12 protein-coding genes are annotated in these 15,089 nt (G+C 46.8%); 7 read left to right on the top strand and 5 right to left on the bottom strand.

Annotated features, from left to right (window positions below):
• Positions 1–202: 202 nt before the first annotated feature.
• Entirely contained in the window at positions 203–1,891 is a 1,689-nt protein-coding gene (locus tag J7438_RS12960) for a hypothetical protein (RefSeq protein WP_209276865.1), read from the bottom strand.
• A 588-nt stretch (positions 1,892–2,479) separates the two neighbouring features.
• Between J7438_RS12960 and J7438_RS12955 the strand changes: the two genes are divergently transcribed.
• The 3 genes from J7438_RS12955 to J7438_RS12945 all read left to right on the top strand — a co-directional run bounded on the left by J7438_RS12955 (position 2,480) and on the right by J7438_RS12945 (position 6,670).
• Entirely contained in the window at positions 2,480–3,889 is a 1,410-nt protein-coding gene (locus J7438_RS12955; protein ID WP_209276864.1) for an aq_1923 C-terminal domain, read from the top strand.
• A 722-nt stretch (positions 3,890–4,611) separates the two neighbouring features.
• The gene (locus tag J7438_RS12950) at positions 4,612–5,301 is read left to right on the top strand and encodes a hypothetical protein (RefSeq protein WP_209276863.1); all 690 of its coding nucleotides are present in this window, start codon (positions 4,612–4,614) and stop codon (positions 5,299–5,301) included.
• A 301-nt stretch (positions 5,302–5,602) separates the two neighbouring features.
• Positions 5,603–6,670: a hypothetical protein gene (locus J7438_RS12945; protein ID WP_209276862.1), complete on the top strand. Its 1,068-nt coding sequence runs from the start codon at positions 5,603–5,605 to the stop codon at positions 6,668–6,670.
• 456 nt (positions 6,671–7,126) lie between these two features.
• On the opposite strand, the gene groL is transcribed toward J7438_RS12945, so the two are convergent.
• Entirely contained in the window at positions 7,127–8,770 is a 1,644-nt protein-coding gene (gene groL / locus J7438_RS12940) for a chaperonin GroEL (RefSeq protein ID WP_209201874.1), read from the bottom strand.
• A 61-nt stretch (positions 8,771–8,831) separates the two neighbouring features.
• Positions 8,832–9,125 (bottom strand): co-chaperone GroES, encoded by a 294-nt coding sequence (locus J7438_RS12935; protein WP_101744992.1) that lies wholly within the window; start codon positions 9,123–9,125, stop codon positions 8,832–8,834.
• A gap of 25 nt (positions 9,126–9,150) precedes the next feature.
• Here J7438_RS12935 and J7438_RS12930 point away from each other — a divergent pair, with 25 nt between their 5' ends.
• Positions 9,151–9,294: a hypothetical protein gene (locus J7438_RS12930; protein WP_209201873.1), complete on the top strand. Its 144-nt coding sequence runs from the start codon at positions 9,151–9,153 to the stop codon at positions 9,292–9,294.
• 169 nt (positions 9,295–9,463) lie between these two features.
• Here J7438_RS12930 and J7438_RS12925 read toward each other — a convergent pair whose 3' ends face one another.
• Complete coding sequence (locus J7438_RS12925) at positions 9,464–9,961, bottom strand: FxsA family protein (protein ID WP_209276861.1); 498 nt, start codon at positions 9,959–9,961, stop codon at positions 9,464–9,466.
• Between the two features lie 122 nt (positions 9,962–10,083).
• Here J7438_RS12925 and J7438_RS12920 point away from each other — a divergent pair, with 122 nt between their 5' ends.
• The 3 genes from J7438_RS12920 (at position 10,084) to rep (ending at position 13,622) form a co-directional block, all read left to right on the top strand.
• A complete protein-coding gene (locus J7438_RS12920) occupies positions 10,084–10,314 on the top strand; it encodes a hypothetical protein (protein ID WP_209276860.1) in 231 nt (76 codons plus the stop codon).
• Between the two features lie 394 nt (positions 10,315–10,708).
• Positions 10,709–11,470 (top strand): SDR family oxidoreductase, encoded by a 762-nt coding sequence (locus J7438_RS12915; protein ID WP_209276859.1) that lies wholly within the window; start codon positions 10,709–10,711, stop codon positions 11,468–11,470.
• 139 nt (positions 11,471–11,609) lie between these two features.
• Complete coding sequence (gene rep / locus J7438_RS12910; RefSeq protein ID WP_209276858.1) at positions 11,610–13,622, top strand: DNA helicase Rep; 2,013 nt, start codon at positions 11,610–11,612, stop codon at positions 13,620–13,622.
• A 250-nt stretch (positions 13,623–13,872) separates the two neighbouring features.
• On the opposite strand, the gene J7438_RS12905 is transcribed toward rep, so the two are convergent.
• A complete protein-coding gene (locus tag J7438_RS12905) occupies positions 13,873–14,871 on the bottom strand; it encodes a C40 family peptidase (RefSeq protein ID WP_209276857.1) in 999 nt (332 codons plus the stop codon).
• Between the last annotated feature and the right edge of the window lie 218 nt (positions 14,872–15,089).

Raw genomic sequence — 15,089 nt, 5'->3', positions numbered from 1 at the left:
CCATCCTCGGTGTGATATTTGCCAATGGTGAACCCTGTCACTGCACCAATAAAGAACGGTTCATCAGTGCAGAGAGGCCCGGCCGCTAAAGGGATTCCGGCGTAGAACCTGAAAACCGGCAATGGCGGCTGGTACTGATCAGTGATCACTGCATTCACAGGAGACGACTTAACAGGCGCAAAACCATTTTGCTAAAGAATGTCTATCTACTGTCAGTAGATTTTTTATCTTCAAACGATTCAGCAAAACTCCCGGGTGGAGGTGGTGGAGGTGGTTGACTAACTGCACTCGAAGCGTCATCCCCTGACGTTTCAGGCATCATGCTACCCTCTGGCGGGGCTATAACCTTCGTATCTTCCCGCGCTGGAGATAAACCGGAAGCTTTATCAGCTTCTTTGACACTATTTCTCTTATCGTCATCCTTCTTTTTTTCAGCGCCTAACACCACACCAAAGCCTCTATTCAGCCTATGAAATCCTCGTTTATTACCATTGGATTCAGGCACGCCCAGCGTCGTGCAGAGTTCACTCATAATAAGCTGTGAAAAAACTATCATTTCAAAAGCATAGGGGTCATCAGGATTATTGGTCATTAATTCGGTGATACCCAGCACCTCTGGAAGACGACGGAAAGAGTGTTCAGAGAACGTTCCATCCAGAATCACCCTGGCAAAAATTTCCCGGACTAAAAGCCCTTGGTCGTCCAACGCTTCGATCTTCTGAGCCACGGCACGCTGAGACAGGTTTTGAACGTCCATCACGTCACTGCTGTAAGGATCCAGCTCAAGGTATTTATGGGTAGCAACGTCAATGGCCAGTTTTATCGGTTGAGCCATAGCCTCGTCTGTTATCTTTTTACGTACCTGATCTTTCGACGCATTCTGCCAGTCACTGTTTTCGGTATAACAGGCAAACAACGCACGGAATAAGCCGACACCATCATCATCCTTCACCTGTAACATGCGGGCGGATGAAGACGGCTCTCCCGATTTATCACCAGAACGTCTGCGAGGATTTGAGCGTTGCGGGCTGGTCCGGGAAGATACCGAGACGCCAGAGTCATCATCACTCTCAGGCTTGCCTTGTAAACGTTGTTCCAACTCCGCCATTAACATCGCTTTGTCATCAAGAATTTCTTCACTGGTGTTTTTTTCTTGCCGATACCAGGCATAACCGAGGTCTCTGTATGCTTTTCTGGCTCTTTCAACCCGTTTCAAGTGATCAGCGTCAAGAAGACTTTCATCCCCAAAAGCTGAATCCCCCTCGTCAGGAACTGTCAATGCCCTCTCAGGATCATTGGTAATTTTAATAGAAGGACTTGGCTTCACAGCCTCGGGAGTACTACGGTGCTCTGGTCTATCGGAAGAATGCTGGCTGCTGCCATCAAAAGAAAGGCTGATAATCGGGTATTGTATGGCATGATAGCGAGCCTGGAAGCCCAGAAGCTCTTGCTCGGATGAGCCGGTCTGCGCCAGCTGAGAAAGAAGAGTGTTAAATTCCCGGGCACCATCAGTAATTGCCTGCTCGATAAGACCAGCATCATAAGCAGACTGTTTTTCCGATTTCAGTTCATTTACTAACCCCAGAGATCCCTGCAACCATGACTTCAAGTCAGATAAATCCAAATTATCCAGTTCAGGTGGAATTAAACGAACCCGTTGCCCATCGGGTAAATTAAAGGTTACTTTGACATCATTCGACTTATTTTCTTTCAGTTTTTTTATGGCCGCCTTATGCGCTTTTTTAAATGCAGTCCTTAACTTATCATTTGGAAGATCCCATTTGCCATTCATTTCTTCCTTGATTTTTTCCAGTGCAGTTATTGATGCATCTATATATTTCATCTCCTCGTTTTTTCTGAAGCTTTGTTCCAGAGGCTTATCATCGGCCAAAAGCCTATTCAGGTCACGTTTGATTCCTTCTGCCCCCCCCGGTCTATTTGGGGGAACCGTACTTCCGGTAGCATGTGCTGGCTGAATATTGTCAGTTAGCCCACTACTCCTGACAGGGTCATCATTTGTGGGAATGCGCCTTTCGGCTGGATGAGGAGAAACTTGTCTGGTTGACATTGTACCTGTCTCTGTAGTTTCTCCAGCACCTGAATGAGTTGGGAGCACTGAAGGGCCAACGGGTGTTCCTGATGGTGGGGAGCCTGGACGGTCCATAGAAAATCCTTTTTGATCAACGTTGCTTCAGATAAGAGTCCATTTAATAATTTAGTTAAAATATACCAATACTTTACGATGAATATAACAATATTAAAAAAAACAAAACATTAGGAGCGCTTGTTTTTTTGACAAGCAACATACAGAAACCAGAAAAAATTCAAAATGTGACACTTGCTCAGCATCTCACACAGCCAATTAAAAATAAAACACCCATAACTTGATAAACAAAAAGATCAAGAACATATTTTTATAAAGGAGTGAATCATCAGCAGATATTCACCATACGTAGCAATACCACATTCAGGTAAGCCTATGATTAATGCCTTGATCAAATTATTCTTTATACCTGTTTTTTTTGTTGGCCCGGCAGCATGGTTTGGATTTAAATTTTATTCTGAAACCCAATTAATAAAAGCAATAGACAAATACAAACCTGTAATATCTGATTACGCAGAGGTTGAATTTGGTTCAGTTAATGTTCACATAACTGGCGAAGTATCAATAACAAAAATAACATTAACACCTAAAAAAATACTCAAAAGTCCAATTACTATAAAAAGATTGACCGTTGTTTTCCCAAGCATTTTGACAATGATGAAGACAGTGTATGATGTCAGCGATGGAGAACTCTCAGAGCTGCCTGACTCCCTGCGCGTCCAGTATGATGGAATTCAACTGCCACTGAAAGGTAATGAAGAGTTTTATACCTTTTTCAATGATCAACGCCAGTTACGACTCAAACAAGAGCTGAGCAGCATAGTAGAACCTACCTGTGGTATTGAATATATTATCGGCCTGAATGAATTTCAACAGATGGGCATTGATACACTTATTGACAGACATTTCTGGGAATATAAATACACCCCCGAAAATCAGAAAATGTTTGTTCGATTTGGTATCAGCGCCACAAATCTATACAAGGCATCACTACAGGCAAGCTTTTACAAAAAAGGGTCTCTCGTTATCAAAGACTTTATGCAAATACCCTCCCTGACCAATGCTGAACTGACCTATCAGGATGAGGGCCTGATCAGGATGAGCAGCCAGCATTGTGCTAATAGCTCAGGTATTTCCAAAGACGCATACATTAACCGTCTAACCAATCTGCCAGACAGCTTTTACTTCTATAAAGCAGGCATTGTTCCTAATGAAGCGATGAAAAATGCCTACATCAACTTTCTGAAGAATCCTGACACAGTGACCATCAAGGCGCATTTCCCCCCCAACTTCCATCCTCATGCCTTTTCTGTCTATGACACTGAGCTATGGGTTTCATCATTTAGTCTCACTCTGCTGGTGAACAACAGTCCCGTTTCTCCCTTTGAAATCATCACCCCGGGGCAATTTGGCCCGGCAGGGGATTCAGATGATATGAACATGACGGAACCCTCTTCCGGGAATACCAATGCAAATATCAAGAAGGAGTGGCAATCTCAGCCTGCCCATGGAGAAGCATCCAAAACCTACTTCTTTGTTGATGAACTGCCTGCAACCAATCAGGAATCGGAATTACTGAACCAGCAGCCCAGGGACATTCCAATCTATGAGTTACCAAATCATATTGGTGCCTGGTTAGAGGTTTATGTCGAACCGTCGAAACGTTTCAGTGGAGAACTGCTTGGAGTCGAACGCGAAAGACTGTTACTGAAGGTGCGATCTGCAGGGGGCAGCATCACAATGCCTATTAAGCTCCATCGCATTAAATCGATTAAGGTCCGATAAAAAAGCCCACGTTTACGTGGTACTGATACCTGATACCAGCTATTACTCTGCATCACAACATTCCTTAATACGGCACCTCAGTTTTTGAGGTGTACATAAGCAAGATCGATGATCGTAAAGTTTCCCACGATGTGAAAGAAGCCATCCGCATTGAAAATATTACTAATAGCTATAACAAATAATTATATTTGGCTGAAATAATTATTAGATAAAGTGTTTGCAAGAGAAACTAATGCAAAAAGAAAATGTCTTAAACTGGAATTCAATAATTTGATAATTCAATGGATCACTTTACTCAATTACTTCCATTCGAGGTTGCTTTTAGCGAGCCTTATTCGAGTTCATCTGGCGAGCCTTATTCGAGCTCACAAGAACCAAAGCGCCAAGATACCCAAAATGAACAACAGCCGACGTATCAAGGGATACCTGTTCAGGTGCTGAGCGCTCCTTTTCATGTTTACCATAGTCAATCAGACAGACACAACAATAACCCTGATCCATTTGGTTCATTGAATAAATATAATATTGCATTTCCAACTCATGCCGATCAGGAAGCCCCTCATAGAACTGATATTTCTGAGGTTACACAGTCAGGGCTAAATGAATATTCTTTTTGTCATTCTGACACTACCCACTTAGAGGATGCGCTACCTTCAACGCCAGACACCCCCTTTGCTCAGCTGCTATGCATATTGGGGAGCGAGCTTGAGGTTAACGAGCCAATGCCACCGAGCCATTCTGCCCCGGATTATCAGTTTACTAATCTTCCTGACATATTCTCTAACCCACAAAATTCAGAGCCTGTTACTGTAGTTAACCTGCAAAACCAGAACCAGACGACAATTGATAATCAAACGCCCCAGGCAGTAGAAGATGTTAGTGATAACAATTCAGCAGTTGAGCACCAAAAGTGCTATCAGAATTATCCTGATCACTCAAAGCGCAGCAGGGTATGCCAAAGAAAGAGGCCTTATCGGAACGATCCCGCTTATGCAGAGCGCCAGAATGAGAAACAAAGGGAGCGTTACCGCAATGATCCCGATTACGCAGAACGCATAAGGGAGCGCCAAAGGGAGCGTCTCAAAGATCCCGTTTATGTTGAACGCAAAAACAGGCAGCAGAGGGAGCGTTACAAGAATGATCCCGATTACGCAGAACGCATCAGGAAGCGCATGAGGGAGAACATGCGGAAGCGTTGCCAGAATGATCCCGGCTACTCAGAACGCATGAAAAAGCGCATGAAGGAGCGTATGAAGGAGCGTATGAAAGATCCTGCCAAGCTCGAGAGCGATAAGATACTCAAAAGGGAGCGCCAGAGAGAGTACCTTAGGGAATACCGGAGGAAGCGCCGTAGCGAGCTTCACAAAGACCCCGCTTGCGTAGCTATCGCATATACCAATCCCACCATTTAATCATGAATTATGCTGCCATTTTGAACAAGGGGAGGCACCGTTGGAATTCCAGGCCAGGGTATTACGAAGCGATTCTTGACGCTGCCATCAATAACCTCACTTCCTGTTGCACGACCGTCATTGCCCTCCTCATCCATCAGGTGCTAGCTTGCGGAGTGTTTGACATCGCATTAGAAATAGCTTTAGCAAATTCTTATGCAAGGTTACAAATAAATATTGAATGGGTAATATCAAGGAGGAACTTTTACAAGAGGACGTGATCTTATGTTTTAGTTCGATTATTCAATAATTCAATAATTCAATGCATAGCCTTATTACTTACTTTCAATTACCAGCAGATTCTGATCAATTTCTTTCTGTTCAGGATGTTACTATTTCTGAGTCTGGTGCATCAGGGCAGGCCTTCTCCCGTGCAGTTGAAGAAGCAGACTCTACTCTGTGCCCCATGTGTACTGGTGAGATGACTAAAAACCACCTTCAGCAGCTAACGCTGCCTTTTAATAATCCATTTAATGATTATCGTTTTAAAAAAAGATCAGTAGTCATCGTTTTCAGCAATACTATAAAAGATCAACCACTTCACTTAACAGTCAGAACAGAAGCACTGAATGATAAACCTGCTCCTAAATATATTCCTGATAATGAACGTTTTTCGATCCAGTCAATTTTAGGTCTAAGTCCATTAGCCCTGCAAAGCTCATCAGTTGTTGATAACAACCTTCATCCGACAGAAAAAATGTATAACCTGGAATCTGCCGATGCTTTTTTTGAGTCAGCAGCACCCGTTGCAATTATTAACCCTCAACCAGAAAGTGTACAGAATCAACAACCCAAATCCCCAGCAGAGATTGAGTGTGCAACGGAACACTCTTTTCATGCTAACGAATACCAAGCTCAGGCCTCTGCAGAGAGTGAAATGGATTCATCAGACAATTTAGCCGGGTCAAGTAGTAAGAAGTCTGACGAAAGTCACTCATTACCAATTGGACGTAAAAGTAATCGCTACAAGAATGATCCTGCTTACGCACAGAAGATAAGGGATCGCGAAAGGGAGCGCCAAAGAAAACTTCGCAATAACCCCGCTTTCCTAAAACGCGAAAGGGAGCGCCTAAGGGAGATTCGCAAAAACCCCACTTACGCAGAGCGCGAGAGGCAGCGCCAAAGAGAGCGCTACCAGAATGATCCCGATTTTGCAGAGCGCCAGAGGAAGTACCAGAAGGAGCGATATCATAATAATCCTGATTACGCAGCACGACAAAAGGAATACTGTAGGAAGCGCCGAAGGGAACAGCGCATGAAGCAAGCTATAATCGCGGAAGAGAAAACTATCCCGTCAGCAAATTTACCTGGAAACTCAGGTGAATTATAACTGACTACTAATTCAGTTTTTGAGGTGCCCGTTAGTAAAGTCGATGGTCGTAAAGTTTCCCATGATGTTCCCGAAGCAACCCAGCGAGTACAGACCTGAAACCTGATGACGACTTTCTCATAAGAGAGAGGCCAGCATCCGGTCATGATTCAGACCGGATACCGGTTAAATTGACATGCTATTTTCTACTGGAAGTGGAACGACCAAACACTCGATAAGTGAGTGGTCGTTTGCGGTGTAACCCAGTCAGGCCAGGAGGCTGTCCCAGAATAGACTGCCCTACTGCGTCGACAGCAAATTGGTCTAAAAATCCGCTTTTGTTCGGCAAATAGCCCCGCTATTCACCTCACAAAACCGAATTTATATCCTCAATTTTCTGTCGTCCTCGTTACGGGGTCGCCTAGACAGGCGCTATTCTCGGTCAGCCTCCTGGCTACCTGCACGACTATCGTCGCATTACATCATGCCGCCCATGCCACCCATACCGCCCATGCCACCCATATCAGGCATAGCTGGCGCGTCGTCCTGTGGCTCATCAGCAACCATGGCGGCAGTCGTGATCATCAGGCCTGCAACAGAAGCTGCTGCCTGCAGGGCAGAACGGGTAACCTTGGCTGGATCCAGGATACCCATTTCGATCATGTCGCCATATTCACCGGTAGCAGCGTTGTAACCGAAGTTACCAGAACCCGCCTTAACCTTGTCAACAACCACAGAAGCTTCGTCACCAGAGTTGGTAGCGATCTGACGGATCGGGCCTTCCAGGGCACGCAGGATCAGCTCAACACCGGCACGCTGCTCAGCGTTAACGGTTTCAACGTTGATGGCAGACAGGGCGCGAACCAGGGCTACACCACCACCAGCAACCACGCCTTCTTCAACCGCAGCACGGGTAGCGTGCAGGGCATCTTCAACGCGGGCTTTCTTCTCTTTCATCTCAACTTCGGTAGCAGCGCCTACCTTAACAACAGCAACACCGCCAGCCAGCTTGGCTACGCGCTCCTGCAGCTTCTCTTTGTCGTAGTCAGAAGAAGAGTTTTCGATCTCGGCACGGATCTGTTCAACACGGGCAACGATGTCAGCCTGAACGCCAGCGCCGTCGACGATGGTGGTGTCTTCTTTGGTAATCTGTACGCGCTTGGCAGTACCCAGGTCATCCAGAGTTGCCGTTTCCAGAGACAGGCCTACTTCTTCAGAGATAACCGTAGCGCCAGTCAGGATAGCGATATCCTGTAGCATGGCCTTGCGACGGTCACCGAAGCCCGGTGCTTTGACAGCAGTGACTTTCACGATACCGCGCATGTTGTTCACCACCAGAGTCGCCAGGGCTTCGCCTTCAACGTCTTCAGCGATGATCATCAGTGGCTTGCCAGCTTTGGCAACGGATTCCAGAACCGGCAGCAGTTCGCGGATATTGGAGATTTTCTTGTCAACCAGCAGGATGAATGGGCTTTCCAGTTCAGCGGACATTCTTTCCTGGTTGTTGATGAAGTATGGAGACAGGTAGCCACGGTCGAACTGCATGCCTTCAACAACTTCCAGTTCGTTTTCCAGACCGCTGCCTTCTTCAACAGTGATAACGCCTTCTTTGCCAACTTTTTCCATGGCTTCAGCGATGATCTGGCCAACCAGTTCATCGGAGTTGGCAGAGATAGTACCAACCTGAGCGATGGATTTGCTGTCGGCACAAGGAGTAGACATAGCCTTCAGCTGCTCAACGACAGCAATTACCGCCTTGTCGATACCGCGCTTGAGATCCATTGGATTCATGCCGGCCGCAACGTACTTAAGACCTTCGTTCAGAATAGACTGGGCCAGAACGGTAGCCGTAGTCGTACCGTCACCGGCCTGATCGTTAGCCTGGGAAGCCACTTCCTTAACCAGCTGGGCACCCATGTTCTGGAACTTGTCTTTCAGTTCGATTTCCTTGGCAACAGACACACCATCTTTAGTGATGGTAGGCGCGCCAAAAGACTTCTCCAGCAGAACGTTACGGCCCTTGGGACCCAGAGTAGCTTTTACAGCGTCAGCCAGGATGTTGACGCCCTTGAGCATTTCTTTGCGAGCTTCGTCGCCAAATTTAACTTGTTTAGCTGCCATGGTTGGTGACCCTGTGCACTATTTTGTGAAATCGGAAAAATACCGTGTGATTGCCTGACAATCAGCCTTCCAGAACGGCGGAGATGTCACTTTCAGACAGAATGATCAGCTCTTCACCGTCAATCTTCACGGTGTTTGAGTCTGCATACTTGCCGAAGATAACCTTGTCACCAACGTTAACGCCAACAGGACGCTTTTCACCATTGTCCAGAAACACGCCATCGCCGACTGCAACCACAATGCCCTGGTTAGGCTTTTCAGCGGCAGAACCTGGCAGTACGATACCACCAGCAGAGGTAGTTTCTTCTTCGACACGACGAACGACCACGCGATCACGCAACGGACGGATTTTCATCGATTCTTTCTCCAACAGTTTGCTTATGCCGTGCAACCTTTTACAGGCTGCTCGCTATCAACGTAATGGCAGTAAAACGATGCACTATCGCTTCACTATGGCCCGGTTTACCCGAACCTCCCTGGTATGCACCCGGGATAAAGTTTACTTTGGCACAGGCCTTTACTAACAGCTCAAGGCCTTGCCGAAGTCTTATCAGGTGTTCCCCTTAGTATGGGTAGCTGGCGCAGTTTTCAAGAGGCAGATAGAAAAAAAACTGACTTTTCCACAAAACTGAGGCTCTAAACTCAAGAAACAGTGAAAAATTCGTTATATGCCCGGAAATCAAGGCTTATCAATTAATGGCGTTTTTGGCTTCCGGAACGGCCATCATCATTTTCCCGGGTAAAGTCCCCATCAATGGTGTGGTTGAGGTGGGTTTGATCCTGACGCCATGATGGCTCACGACGATACTCAGCCTCATAAATATTGGTTTGCTGCACCTTGACCCCGTTCACTTTCAGCCAGCGGCGGATCAGCAGCTGACGAGCCGGTGGAATCAACAGGAATACCCCAAGAAAATCAGTGATAAAACCGGGAATCAACAGCAGCAGGCCACCCAGGGCAATAGCCAGGTTTTCCAGCATTTCCATAGCGGGCAGTTCGCCTGCCGCAATCTTCTGCCGGGCTCTTAATGTGGTTCTGAAGCCCCGGCGGCGAATCACTTCGATGCCAATAAATACCGACAGAATAACCAGGGCAACCGCATTCCAGGCTCCGATGATACTGCCCACTTTAATCAGCACCACCATTTCCAGAATGGGTAAAAGAATAAATAGCACAGAGAGGAAGCGCATAAAAGGCCCCGTTAATCATTGGAGCCTCCTATATAAAGGCAGTGTCGTTTTTTTTCAAGGGTTGTCAGGAAGCACTACCGGCTTCATTCCGGGCAAGGCTGTTGAACTTTTGGTGCAACACGATGCATAATTCCCTTATTACTCAAGCCCCAAGCCCGGCAGCAGCGATTAATCCAGCAACAACCCATAACCCGCCAGAATCCACAGGACACACTTGCGGGCACCAGGTTTCCGCTGCTGAAGAACTCAGGAAATTCGATGAGCGCATGCCTTTCAAAGTTCGGATTTTCAGTCGGGATTTGTATGATCGTGAACGAGAAGATGGAACTATCCTCGAAAGACGCATTGATTGAGATTTTCGGGGAAAACAATGCGCAACATTTGAGAAATCAACTGAACCGGATGCAGGCCAACAACCCAGGTACAACAACTGTCCGAGGCATTATGGCAGTTTGTTGAACAATCCCGCGATGCTTCTGATCCAGCCCCTGAGCTAAACCCGGATTTTGTTCCCAGGAAGGGGTTTCCTGATCGCAGGTAGTAGGAAGGTTGTACTCGCATCTTAATGAAAAAACTTCTTGCCTTGGTACACCAGCTTCACCAACAAATCCGACCGACCAGTAAATCGGATTCTGTTCTGCCCGCTTCTCCAAAGAAAGAATTCTCTTATTATAAATTATTGTCTTTTATTCAGATTCGTTTCAGGATGATCAGTGTACCTTCTACCAATAAAGCATAAGAACAATTATGAACATCAAAAATAAAAATATCCTGATCACCGGTGCTGCCAGAGGACTTGGTCTGGCAATGGCCAACTGGTTTGCAGAACGTGGTGCCAATATGGGTCTTATGGACCTTGATACTCCCGAACTTTATCAGGCAGCGGAACTCTGTCGTTCAAAAGGGGTTAACGCGATAACACTGCCAGTCAATGTTGCTGAAGAAGCTCAGGTTGAAGCGGCTGTTCAGAAAGCCTATGCAGAACTCGGCCCATTGAATGGCCTGGTCAACAACGCCGGTATTCTCAGAGATGGCCTGCTGATCAAAGCCAAAGATGGCAAAGTGACCGACAAACTCTCCTTCGACAAATGGCAGTCCGTAATAAATGTTAACCTGACTGGGGTCTTCCTCTGCGGCCGTGAAGTGGCCGCCAGCATGATCGACAGTGGCTCAAAGGGCGTCATCGTCAATATTACCAGCATTGCCCGTGAAGGGAACTTTGGACAAAGCAACTACTCTGCGGCCAAAGCCGGTGTTTCAGCCATGACCGTGACCTGGTCCAAAGAGCTGGCCAAATACGGCATCCGTTGTGCAGCCGTCGCTCCGGGCGTTATTGAAACCGCAATGACCGGCGGCATGAAGCCAGAAGCCAAAGCCAGGTTAACTGCCGGCATTCCTGTTGGACGCATGGGTACCCCGGAAGAGATTGCCCGGACCGTTGGTTTTATTTTTGAAAATGATTATTACAATGGGCGGGTTTTAGAGCTGGATGGTGGGTTAAAACTCTGAAAATTCGGGGCAGTTTATGAAATATCCGGGTTAAGTAAATCCCTCTATGCATTGGCCTGAAGACCAGACATATCGTCCACTCCCCTAACCTTGTTATACTGAGACGCTTAATTTCCATGACTTGCCTGAAACAGAACGCGTGCAAAGACTCAATGATCGACAGGCTGAGGCCGTAAAATACATCGATACTCCCCTGCTGGTACTTGCCGGTGCCGGTAGTGGTAAAACCAGTGTTATTACCACCAAAATTGCCTACCTGATTCAACAGTGCGGTATCAGCGCCAAAAACATTGTGGCCGTTACCTTTACCAACAAAGCCGCCCGGGAAATGAAAGAGCGGGTTGGCAAGCTGGTGAAAGGCAAAGCCTCTTTTGGACTGACGGTTTCTACGTTCCATAATCTCGGCCTGAATATTATCCGTCGTGAGTACCAGATTCTGGGCTATAAACCAGGGTTTTCGATTTTTGATCAGCAGGATGCCCGATCACTGATTACCGACCTGATGCAGCGGGACACTTCTGCAGATGATAATGGCGTGGATCAGATCCAGCACTGTATCTCCAACTGGAAGAATGATCTGATCTCCCCGGCCCAGGCGTTACAGATGGCCAGACAGCCCTGGGAGCAGACGGCAGCGATTGTTTATGAGCACTATAATCGCATGCTGAAAGCCTATAACTCTGTGGACTTTGATGACCTGATCATGAAGCCGGTGGAGTTATTCAGACATTATCCGGAGGTCCAGCAACGCTGGCAGGACAAAGTTCACTATATGCTGGTGGATGAGTATCAGGACACCAATGGTGCCCAGTATGAGCTGGTCAGGCGACTGGTGGGCGACCGTCGTAAGTTGACCGTCGTGGGTGATGATGACCAGTCCATTTATGCCTGGCGCGGAGCCAAACCGGAAAATCTGGCGCAGCTGAAAGAAGACTACCCCAGCTTAAAGGTGATCAAGCTGGAGCAGAATTACCGTTCCACCAGCCGTATCCTGAAAGCAGCAAATACCCTGATTGCCAATAACCCACATGTGTTTGAAAAAACATTATGGAGTGAGATGGGGGTTGGGGATGAAATTCGCGTGATTAAATGCCGAAACGACGAAATGGAGTGTGAGCGGATTGCCACAGAGATAATCGCCCACAAACTTCGCCACGATAACAGCTATAAAGATTATGCCGTTCTCTATCGGGGAAATTTTCAGTCGCGGCTGCTGGAGCTGAAACTTCAGCACCATGGTATTCCTTACCACATTAATGGCGGCACCTCGTTCTTTGCCCGGGCAGAAGTGAAAGACATCATGGCCTACCTTCGCCTGCTGATTAATCAGGATGATGACAACGCCTTTCTGCGGGTGGTGAATACCCCTAAGCGGGAGATTGGGCCATCGACACTGGAGAAACTGGGCAACTACGCCAACAAACACCGCATCAGTATGTACAAAGCCTGTGAAGAAGCTGCCCTTGCAGAGGACCTGGCACCTCAGTATGTCGACAGGCTGCGACGCTTTACCGGGTGGATGGACGACGTTTCACGACGACTGCAAACCAGCGAAGACCCTATGCAGGTGGTTCGTGAAATGATTGCTGATAGCGATTATGAAAACTGGCTGATGCAGCACTCCTCAACGCCAGCACAGGCTGAAAAGCGCATGGCCAATGTCTGGTTTCTGGTGGATGCCCTGCAGCAAACCCTGGAACGGGGTGATGAAGACAGAACGGTTGCGGATGCCATTGCCCGGCTGATTCTGCGGGATATGCTGGAACGCAATGAGGAAGAGGAAGATGCCGACCGTGTTCAGCTACTGACCCTCCATGCCTCCAAAGGTCTTGAATACCCCCATGTCTTTATGATGGGGATGGAGGAAGAGCTGCTGCCTCACCGAACCAGTATTGAAGAAGATAATATTGAGGAAGAGCGTCGTCTTACTTATGTCGGCATTACCCGGGCCAGGAAATCACTGACCATGACACTGGCCGGGCAAAGAAAACAGTTTGGTGAGATCATTGATACGCTGCCCAGCCGCTTCCTGGATGAGTTGCCACAGGAAGACCTGGTGTATACCGGTTTTGATGAATCGTCCCGCCAGGAAACCAAAAAAATGGCGGGTAAGATGGGACTGGATGCGCTTTACAAGTCTATCGGCGTATAAGTAGCTAACCATATGAAATCATATATTTCTGACTCCTGGTGCTGGCACTCTGCTTCGTTACAACTCCAGTCACATAGCTACGGCTATGCTCCCTCCGTTGTGCCTCGCATAGTACCAGCCCAGGTAGCCAGAAATATTCGATTCCATATGGCCAGCTACTTAGCCGCCATAAGCAGAAGTGAAGGGCCAGGTTCCCTGCTTCTGCTGCTTTATCGCTGTAAAAACGAATTAAGGCTTTTACTCTATGACTCTATCTTTCGACAAACCTGGCTACCAAAGGAAAAAATGAGTCAGATTGAGGACAATTAATCCACTCAGGGACTGGATCGATCTCTGTTTTATCTCTTCTGACAATGCGAATCGTGTTGAATCGTTCACTATATCTACTGATACTTTCCTCCAGCTTATGAATCGCTATATTTCCCTGAGAACCAAATGCAGATATATACAACAAGTTCCCGAGATAAAATTGAGAGTGTTTTGGTTTAACAACGCCATCAACACAGGTTTCACAAAACTGGACAATATCGCCCTTTTGGAGGCTTGCCGGGTCGAAGGGGAGCATTTTTACCTCTGGCATAGACAAATACCAGTCCTCCCATTGTGCATATGTGCAATCGATATCGTCGTAAAAATTTACCCCGAATGCCAAATAATTAGCTAGCATATGGCAATTGGCTCCAGGGATTGCCTCCTCACCAGATCCCCACAAATTACGTTTTTTTTCTATTTCCCTGAATGAGATACAACCTGCAACACCTTTTTGCAATAAGTGTACAATCCTGGACTCAAAACATTGTTGATACAGAGTCTTATTCTTTTCAGGAATGTCGCCAATAATCGCTGATTCAGTTAAAAGGGGAAAAGCTTTTTGTTGCTCTAAGGTTTCATATTGAACACCATCTATGTCAAAACAATATCCAGATATGGCATTCTCCTTGATAAATGGATAATGGCAGGAGGCTAATGAATAATATGAAGCGGGTGAGTGTACCCTCTCTAGAGCATCTCCCCCTTTGTGGCTCTCTTCAGCCATCGTTTTTAATGGCTGTTCAACTTTATTTTCACAATTTACGCTAACAATTGTGCGAGTTGTGCGAGACTTCAGAAAAGACAACTCTGCATTTTGTTGCTTCCCTGGAATAGATATACCCTCGCCTGCATTTGAACCCTTATCACTTTGGGGAGAGTTTACAGGCATATGATCGCCCATTGACTTAGTATTCCAACCTGTCCGAAGAATATCCATGTTATCTCTCATAAGCAGTTGCTAAGTAATCGTTCAAACAGGGGGCAGACTCCCCCTATTTGTCGAGATCGGCTTTTAATGGATTAGTGTCAATCGCTACCGTTGGGTCGTTCAGGTAAACCTGAAGCTCCTTTTCCCGGTTGTGGGCATTTCTGACTTTATCCTCAATTTTCTGACATCCTCGCTACGGGGTCGCCTAGGAGGCTGTCCGAGAATAG

The sequence above is a fragment of the Thalassotalea sp. G20_0 genome, assembly GCF_017744175.1.
Classification (GTDB): Bacteria; Pseudomonadota; Gammaproteobacteria; order Pseudomonadales; family Endozoicomonadaceae; genus Endozoicomonas.
Note: the sequence above shows the minus strand (reverse complement) of the source record. Positions and strands in the feature narration are given on the sequence as shown.